Consider the following 7,256-nt stretch of genomic DNA (forward strand, 5'->3'; position numbering starts at 1 on the left):
AGACGTCCTCCAAAGTCCCACGTCGTTTACACAACGGGACGCGCCACACTTGTAGTTGGATGACAGCCGGCACCGAGCAGCGCCAGAAGGCAGTGCCAGGGCTGGCGCAACTGACAGAGTTGTCTAGAGCAGCTGCGAGCTTCCCTCGATACGGGCTCGCCAGGATCCGCGGGCCAGGTGGACGGTGCCGCTGGCTGAAATCCACGCCCGCGCGCCGTACAGCGGTAGGGATCCCTCCATCAGCCAGCGGTGTCGTAGGTCGTCCAGGGTGTTCCAGAGTCGGCGGCGGCCGGACTGGTGGACGACCGGTAGGGCGTCGCCGCTGGCGGTCGCCCGGGCCCACGACCCGTCGGGGTGGATCATCCAGGCGGTACGACGGGCGCCGTGCTGCTCGAAATGGTGGGTGAGGCCGGGGTGTTCGATGTCGAGCATCGAGCGCAGTTCCCACGCCTGTTCCAGGTCGACTACCGGGTATCGGCCGGTGCTGGCCTCGCCCGCTGGTTCCCGCAGCTCGTCGATGCGGTCGCCGAGGCCGGGCGGATAGTCAGGGCCGGTTCGGGTCGCCATGAACCCGGCGCGGTCCCATTCGATGCGGCCCTCGGCGACCATCGGCGCGGCCGTGTCGGTTTTGGTCGCGGTCAAGATGGCGCGCAGGCCGGTCAGGGTCGTCACCAGTCGTCCGCCGGGCCGCAGCGCCTGCAGCCAGGAGGACGGTACGGGCCGGACGGCGACCGTGGACACGATCCGGTCGTAGCTGGCGGACAGCGGCCCGGTCGCGTCGCCGGCGACCAGGCGCGCGCGGACGCCGAGTTCGTCCAGGCGCTCAGCAGCGACCTTGACCAGGTAGGGGTCGACGTCTACGGCGGTGACGGTGTCGCCGCCGAGCGCGGTCGACAACAGTGCGGTGCCGTACCCGGATCCAAGGCCGACGTCCAGGACGTCGGCGCCGAGGTACAGCTGGGCGTGCCGGTACATCGTCAGCAGCAGGCTGGGCAGCGTCGAGGACGAGGTCGGCCGTCCGGATGCCGTTTCGCCCGGCAAGGCATGGTCGGCGTGGCGCGCGCCGACCTGGGTGACCAGCGTCTGGTCGCTGTAGGCCGCGCGCAGCCATGCGGGCTCGTCGGCCAGGCCGTCGCGCATCTGCCAGCCGCGCGCGGGATCGGTGTCGTCCCACCAGTGCGGCACCAGCAGGTGGCGGGGTGTGGCGCACACCGCGCCCCACCATCGCGACCCCGGATGGGTGATGCGGGCGGCGAGGGCCTGGGCGTGCTCCTCCCACGTCGGCATTCCTGACCTCCTAGTCGTCAGGGTTGCAGAAGGACGGCGCGCACGTGTCGCTCTCGGCGGGCGAGCAGTCGTTGCCGTCGCTGTCGGGGTTGCAGCCGGGGATGTCGGCCGTCCGGCGCGGCACTCGCGCGCGCAGCTCGCGCCACCTCGGTCCGTTCAGGATGTCGGCCAACGCCTGGTCGCGGACATTGCCCGCCGAGCCGGTACGGGCCATGGTGCACAGCCAGATCTCGCCGTCCGGGCCGACCGCGGCGCGATCCTGCCCGCACCGGCCGCACAGCTCGCCGAACGGGTCGACGCTCGGGACGGCGGCGCGTCCGATGCGCCGCGTCCGGTCGACCGAGATGTTCTTGACTCCCAAGAGCTGCAGCTGCTCGCGCGCCTGGTCGACGCGCTGCTCCTCCAGCACGTGCACGACTCCCACGCGTACCGGGACGGCCAGCTCGACGGCCCGCGCGATGTTGCGGCACGTCTGCCGCCACGTCGGCAGCCCAGTGATCTTGGCGTGCTGGTCCTGGTCGTCGCTGTACCAGGACGTCGCGAGCCGCACGCCGTCTTGGGCCAGAACCTGCCACAGGGCGTCGCTGACGTGGACGAGGTTGGAGTACACCTCGACCCGGACGTCAACGGCGAGTGCCCGGTTGATCAGGGTGGCCAAGCCGGGATACATCGTCGGCTCGCCGCCGATGATGCACACCTCCCGCACGCCCAGCGCCGCGGCCTGGTCGATGACGCGACGCCAGTCGTCCAGGGTCATTGAGCCGCTGCCCTTGCGCGGGCCCGACCCGGCGTAGCAGTGGTCGCACCTCAGTTGGCAGTCTCGGGTGATCTCCAGCCACAGCCGATCCCATCCCGCCCGAGTCTGCGGTGCGGGAGAGGGCGCGGTGATCGTCATCTGGTCCTCCTGCTCTCTGCCTCGGGTGCGGTCACCGCGCCTTTGAGAGCGGTGACCGCGTCGTACAGGTGGTCGATCTCAGCGAGGGGCCGGCCGTCCAGCAGCCACCACCACCGGCCGCCGTCGTCGGGACGGCGCACGCAGGTGACAAGTCCTTCGGCGAGCACCTCGGCGGCTCTGTCATGGGTGTCCGGGTCGGCGGGCTGAGCGCGGAGCATCACGCGCAGCCCGTCGTCGGTCCATTCGGTCGCGAAGCCATGCCCGGGCAACTGCATCTTCAGCCGCGCCAGCGCCCGCGCGCCGCGGCTCGGAACGCTCGTCATCGGAGCCCTTTCTTCATCAGCTGCTGCCAGTTGCGCCGGTTCGGGAGTGCATCGGCGGGGACCGGCCACCCCGCATCCGCCACCAGCGGGCCGAGAAGGTCATGAATCGCGGCCATCACCTGGGGCAGCTGATAACACGTCCCCAGGTACCGGCCCACGCCGTCGCTGAACCAGGCGACCTCGCAGTTCCGAGCGACGAGCGGCTCGACATGCACCGTCAGCCCGGTACGGTCGAGCGCCGGATGCGTCACCCGAAGCAACCGGGGTGACAGCTCGTATCGCGCGACCGTCGTCCAACCAGCCGCGGACAGCAACTCGGCCAGCTGGTCGAGCTGCCGCTGTTCGCGCGGGGTCCGCATCATCCGCACAGCAGGCTCACCGCATCCCACAGGGCAATCAAGCCCACCGCCGTGGTGCCGGCGCTCGCCCAGACGAGCAGGCGAACGGCCAAGCGCTGCCAGCTCACCCGACCGCCGGTCGTCGACGCCGGGCGCAGGAGGTGTTCGGCCGTCATGACGCGGTACCGGAGCCGAGGCCGTACCACGCTTCGATCTCCCGAAGCCGAGTCTCCAGCTCGTCCGGCGACACAGCCTCCACCGCGGGGTGAATCGGGCCCCGCTTCGGGATCGCCCAGTAGTGCCGGGTCATCTGGCCCCACCAGATCACCCAAGCCTCGTGCTCGCTCGCGACATGCGCAGCAGCCTTGTGCGCGGCATCCGAGCGCAACTCGTCGGTATGGGTGGCTACGAGTACATTGCTCACCGGCCGGACCCTCATTCCGGTCAAGGCCCCGGCTTCCCGGTGTTACCGCACCGGGCCGGGGCCGTCTCGTGCTGGGCGCTGTGGGGCTGGGCATCCGAGGGAGTTGCTCAGCCCCACAGCAGTTCCCTGCGAAGGGCAGTGCCACGAACCCCGGCTCTCCCCGCCAGGTCCGCGACGCAGCCACGTCAGAAGGTCACCCGTACTCGCCTAGTCCTTGCGCGCAGCGTGACCATTCCTGTATCGCTGGAAACCGATTCCAGTCGACAACGAGTAGCGATCAACGATCCAGCCGACACAGACCGACAGAACCCGACATCTGCGATGTCCGCAGCGCACGCAACCGGAGCAAAGGGGCAGCCTCATGGCTTATGGGACGACCCCGGAGGTCCGCGCGCGAATGCGGGCGGAGCGCAAGGCCCGCGGCTGGGACATTCCGCGCATGGCCATGGAGTTGCGGGACGCGGCGGAGCACCCGCACAAGATGCCTAGCATCGCGAGTCTCCAGCGCAACATCGAACGTTGGGAGTCCGGCGATGTCCAACGGATCAGCGAGCGGTACCGCATCCTCTACGGCAGAGCGCTGAACATGCCCGAGGACGAACTGTTCGACACGAGTCCGGTTGATCCACCGCCGCCGGATGCTTACGAGAGCGATATCGAGGCCATCCGAGCCATGTTGACGGCTCTCATGACCTCGGATCGGCAGTTCGGGGGCCGACAACTTCGTCGCCAGGCCACCGACTACTTGAGCACTGTGATCGAACCGCGGCTACACGCCAACAGCCCGGCCGCACTCCGCCGGCGCATGTTCGAGATTTCCACCGAGTTCACGATGCGCGTGGCCGCTATGCACCTTGACAGCGACCAAGCGGACCAAGCTCTGGCGCTCTTGGGGCGCGCAGCCAGCATGGCGAACGAAAGCCAGGACATGTCGCTTACGGCTTGGGTCCTGGCTCGCCGGGGCGAGCATGAACTTCATCAGGCGTCCCTGGCAACACGTCCGGCACAGCGTTCCGTTTACATCGACCAAGCCCTGGCCTACACCGAAGGCGCCGTCGGGGTTGCGCGCGCGGCGCCCCCCATGGCACGGGCGTTCCTCACCACCAAATCGGCGCTCGCCTGGTCAATGACCGGGCAGCGTGCCAAGACCGAGCAGCATCTTGGCGCGGTGTGGACCTCATTCGATGCGCACGGCACGGCCACCGAACCGCCTTGGGTCGGCTCCTATGGATGGGGGCACCTCCAACACGAGGCTGCCCGCTGTTACGCCAATCTCGGCATGGGGCCGCAGGCCGTCCGCGCAGCGACGCAGGCGCTTACCGTGCGAACCGCGGGGCGGCCCCGTGCCTTCTCACTTGGCATCCTGGCGATCGCGCACGCGCAAGCTCTGGAGATTGAGGAGGCTTGCCGAGTTGGCCACCAGTTCGTTGATCTCGCGGCCCAGATCGCCTCACGCCGGATCGTCGTTCGTGTCGGCGAAGTCTTGCAGGCCCTCAAGCCCTATCAAGACCGGCCGGAGGTCGTCGAACTTCGCGAAGCGGTCGAACCGCTCTTGGCTGGTTCAAACGACTGACAGGCGGGGACATCGCCCGCATGGGCGACGAACTCTCCCGTGACCTTCAGGAAGCACTCCGGCAAGTAGCGGAACGCTGTGGAGCGGACCTCGCCGACGCGAAGATCGTGCATCAGCACAGCAACACAGCCATCGCCCTGCCGACCGCGCGCCTCCTGGTCCGAGTGGCGGGCACCCCCGACTCACTCGACCGGGTCGCCACCTCGGTACACGTCACACGCTGGCTGGCCCACCGAGGCTACCGGTGCGTAGAACCGGTGGACCTCGATCCTTTCACCGCCGCAGGGCACGTCATCTCGGTATGGCGCTTGCTCGACACCGTCGATCGGCCGTCTGGAACGGCCCGAGAACTGGCCGACCTCCTGCGGACCCTGCACGAACAGCCCCAACCATCCGTCGGCCTCCCATCGCTCGACGACCCGTTCGCCAGTGTCGCCGCGGCGGTCGCGCGACAACGTGACGGACTGGACGACCACGACCGCGAATGGCTTCTCACCCGGATCGCGGAACTCCGACGCGGCTGGGCCGATGTTCGCCCGGCCCGCCCCAAGGGACTGATCCACGGCGACGCCCACACCAACAACCTGATCCGACTCGCCGCCGGCGGCGTAGTTCTCGGCGACTGGGATCACGTTGCCTGGGGCCCACGGGAGTGGGATCTCATCCAGCCGCACTACATGGCACGACGCTTCGGCCGCCATACAGCTGAGGATCTCGACGACTTCACGACCGCCTACGGCTGGGACGTGCGGGAGTGGTCCGGATTCGAGCAGCTACTGCAAACCCGAGAGATCACGGGCCTCAGTCCCTATGTGCGCAAGGCGGCAGATGACGACTGGTCCCGGGACGAACTGAAACGGCGAGTTGCGACGCTTCGTGGCGGGGATAGCCTGGCTCGTTGGTCTTCACCGTCAGGCTAGATGAGCCAGTTCGGAGAGCCGATTTAAGAGCATCTAATTCGTCGCACATTGGTCGCGAGTGATCAGCGTAAACCCTGGTGCGTACGTTGGTAAGTCTGCGATAATCCGTAGTCAGATGCTCTATCCGTTGAGCTACGGGTGCTCGCCGCAAGTGCGCTGACCTGCTGCGTTGTCGTCGGCCGGAAGTCTACCAGCTCGGCACCTGGGTGCCGGATCGGCGGGTTTCCGTCCCTGCGACGTTCTCCAGTGTAGGGCACCGGGGGACGTGCTCGCGCCGTGATGTCGGGGGAACCGAACGGGACCGATGCGCGCCAAAGGGATGTCCGAGACGGAAGTTGCGCGGTGGGACCAGTCCCGTCCGCCGTTCCGCTCCCCCCGACCAAGGAGAAACATTCAGATGCGCATGTCCGCCACCCGCCTGATCGGGACCTTCGCCCTGGGCGGCGCCCTGCTCGCGTCCGCCGCCTGCGGGCCGCTCGACAAGGTCGCCGGCGGGGACAAGAAGGCCGCGTGCGACAACATCCAGACGGAGCTGTCCTCGATCAAGTCGAAGATCAGCACTCCGGACATCAACAACGTCCGGTCCAGCGCGGCCGCCAACGCCCAGCTCTACCGGGACACCGCCAGCAAGATCCGCAGCGAGGGCGCCAAGGCGGGCGGGGACGTCCAGTCGTCCTCCGACAAGGTCGCCGGCGACCTGGAGTCGCTGGCCACCATGCTGGGCAACATCGGTTCCGGCAGCACCAGCACCCCGGACATGAGCGGCAGCCGCAACTTCATCCAGGACGCGGCCGACCTCGGCCGGGCCTGCGGCTACTCCGGCTGACGCGAGCGCGGCCGGAAGAGGCTATCCTCGTCAACGGCTTTGCCGGTTGGCCCGCCGACCGGTAGCCTGTCCTGAGCCCGCAAGGGGCTCACCTGGAGGATTCGCCTAGTCCGGTCTATGGCGCCGCACTGCTAATGCGGTTTGGGCTTACCGCCCATCCGGGGTTCAAATCCCCGATCCTCCGCCTCTGACCAGGGGCTCTGCCGAAAGCAAGATCATTGGCAGAGCCCCTGTCGCGTTCCGTATGCCCGTTTTGCCGCCCGTGATCGGCACATGATGGGCACACGGCGCCGACATGTACCCTCCCAGCCCAGCCCAGAGTGCCGATGGCGCGACTACCCGGTGTGGCCAACGCGCCCCCGGCGACGTGTCTCCAGGGAGATCACGTTCGACTCGTGCGAGGGCTCACTCGGCGGGGCCGGCTCCGGCTCGGCCGCCGACCGACGTGGCACCACTGCCGCTGTGGCTTCCGCCGCTCCCGTGAGGATTTCTGGAAGGACCGACCCGTAAGTGTCGGCCGTGAAGGGCCTGTCCAGTTGTTGACGGCTCTGTCGTTCTTTCGGTGGTAACGGAGGGTGGGGCTACTGCAGGAGGATGCGGTGGCGCAGGAGATGGAAGCCTGCCCGGCCATACATCTGTCTCTTGATCAGTTTGGTCTTGGTGTTGACGC

9 protein-coding genes and 1 tRNA gene are annotated in these 7,256 nt (G+C 68.1%); 4 read left to right on the forward strand and 6 right to left on the reverse strand.

Annotation, left to right across the window (positions count from 1 at the left end; genetic code table 11):
- Nucleotides 1-123: 123 nt before the first annotated feature.
- The 6 genes from ACFPCY_RS35245 to ACFPCY_RS35270 are packed head-to-tail and all read right to left on the reverse strand — an operon-like array spanning nucleotide 124 to nucleotide 3,267.
- On the reverse strand, nucleotides 124-1,287 hold the full coding sequence (locus tag ACFPCY_RS35245; protein ID WP_378262671.1) for a methyltransferase domain-containing protein: 1,164 nt from the start codon (nucleotides 1,285-1,287) through the stop codon (nucleotides 124-126).
- Between the two features lie 10 nt (nucleotides 1,288-1,297).
- Entirely contained in the window at nucleotides 1,298-2,182 is an 885-nt protein-coding gene (locus tag ACFPCY_RS35250) for a radical SAM/SPASM domain-containing protein (protein WP_378262673.1), read from the reverse strand.
- Complete coding sequence (locus ACFPCY_RS35255; protein WP_378262675.1) at nucleotides 2,179-2,505, reverse strand: hypothetical protein; 327 nt, start codon at nucleotides 2,503-2,505, stop codon at nucleotides 2,179-2,181. Before ACFPCY_RS35255 ends, ACFPCY_RS35250 begins: the two co-directional genes overlap by 4 nt.
- Nucleotides 2,502-2,867, reverse strand: coding sequence for a hypothetical protein (locus tag ACFPCY_RS35260; protein WP_378262677.1), 366 nt, complete (start codon nucleotides 2,865-2,867; stop codon nucleotides 2,502-2,504). Before ACFPCY_RS35260 ends, ACFPCY_RS35255 begins: the two co-directional genes overlap by 4 nt.
- Entirely contained in the window at nucleotides 2,864-3,019 is a 156-nt protein-coding gene (locus ACFPCY_RS35265) for a hypothetical protein (RefSeq protein WP_378262679.1), read from the reverse strand. Before ACFPCY_RS35265 ends, ACFPCY_RS35260 begins: the two co-directional genes overlap by 4 nt.
- Nucleotides 3,016-3,267: a hypothetical protein gene (locus ACFPCY_RS35270; RefSeq protein ID WP_378262681.1), complete on the reverse strand. Its 252-nt coding sequence runs from the start codon at nucleotides 3,265-3,267 to the stop codon at nucleotides 3,016-3,018. The genes ACFPCY_RS35265 and ACFPCY_RS35270 overlap by 4 nt, the downstream gene beginning before the upstream one ends.
- Nucleotides 3,268-3,706: 439 nt before the next feature.
- Here ACFPCY_RS35270 and ACFPCY_RS35275 point away from each other — a divergent pair, with 439 nt between their 5' ends.
- The 4 genes from ACFPCY_RS35275 (at nucleotide 3,707) to ACFPCY_RS35290 (ending at nucleotide 6,770) form a co-directional block, all read left to right on the forward strand.
- A complete protein-coding gene (locus ACFPCY_RS35275; protein WP_378262683.1) occupies nucleotides 3,707-4,840 on the forward strand; it encodes a hypothetical protein in 1,134 nt (377 codons plus the stop codon).
- 20 nt (nucleotides 4,841-4,860) lie between these two features.
- Nucleotides 4,861-5,760: a phosphotransferase gene (locus ACFPCY_RS35280; protein WP_378262685.1), complete on the forward strand. Its 900-nt coding sequence runs from the start codon at nucleotides 4,861-4,863 to the stop codon at nucleotides 5,758-5,760.
- A 397-nt stretch (nucleotides 5,761-6,157) separates the two neighbouring features.
- The gene (locus ACFPCY_RS35285; RefSeq protein ID WP_378262686.1) at nucleotides 6,158-6,586 is read left to right on the forward strand and encodes a hypothetical protein; all 429 of its coding nucleotides are present in this window, start codon (nucleotides 6,158-6,160) and stop codon (nucleotides 6,584-6,586) included.
- 94 nt (nucleotides 6,587-6,680) lie between these two features.
- Nucleotides 6,681-6,770, forward strand: a tRNA-Ser gene (locus ACFPCY_RS35290).
- Nucleotides 6,771-7,256: the final 486 nt, after the last annotated feature.

Origin of the sequence: Actinomadura gamaensis, assembly GCF_042652125.1 — a bacterium.
Lineage (GTDB): Bacteria > Actinomycetota > Actinomycetes > Streptosporangiales > Streptosporangiaceae > Spirillospora > Spirillospora gamaensis.

Bases quoted from the DNA above. Each gene is read 5' to 3' on its own strand.
- ACFPCY_RS35245 (WP_378262671.1), bottom strand. From the start codon at position 1,287: ATGCCGACGTGGGAGGAGCACGCCCAGGCCCTCGCCGCCCGCATCACC.
- ACFPCY_RS35250 (WP_378262673.1), bottom strand. From the start codon at position 2,182: ATGACGATCACCGCGCCCTCTCCCGCACCGCAGACTCGGGCGGGATGG.
- ACFPCY_RS35255 (WP_378262675.1), bottom strand. From the start codon at position 2,505: ATGACGAGCGTTCCGAGCCGCGGCGCGCGGGCGCTGGCGCGGCTGAAG.
- ACFPCY_RS35260 (WP_378262677.1), bottom strand. From the start codon at position 2,867: ATGATGCGGACCCCGCGCGAACAGCGGCAGCTCGACCAGCTGGCCGAG.
- ACFPCY_RS35265 (WP_378262679.1), bottom strand. From the start codon at position 3,019: ATGACGGCCGAACACCTCCTGCGCCCGGCGTCGACGACCGGCGGTCGG.
- ACFPCY_RS35275 (WP_378262683.1), top strand. From the start codon at position 3,707: ATGGCCATGGAGTTGCGGGACGCGGCGGAGCACCCGCACAAGATGCCT.
- ACFPCY_RS35280 (WP_378262685.1), top strand. From the start codon at position 4,861: ATGGGCGACGAACTCTCCCGTGACCTTCAGGAAGCACTCCGGCAAGTA.
- ACFPCY_RS35285 (WP_378262686.1), top strand. From the start codon at position 6,158: ATGCGCATGTCCGCCACCCGCCTGATCGGGACCTTCGCCCTGGGCGGC.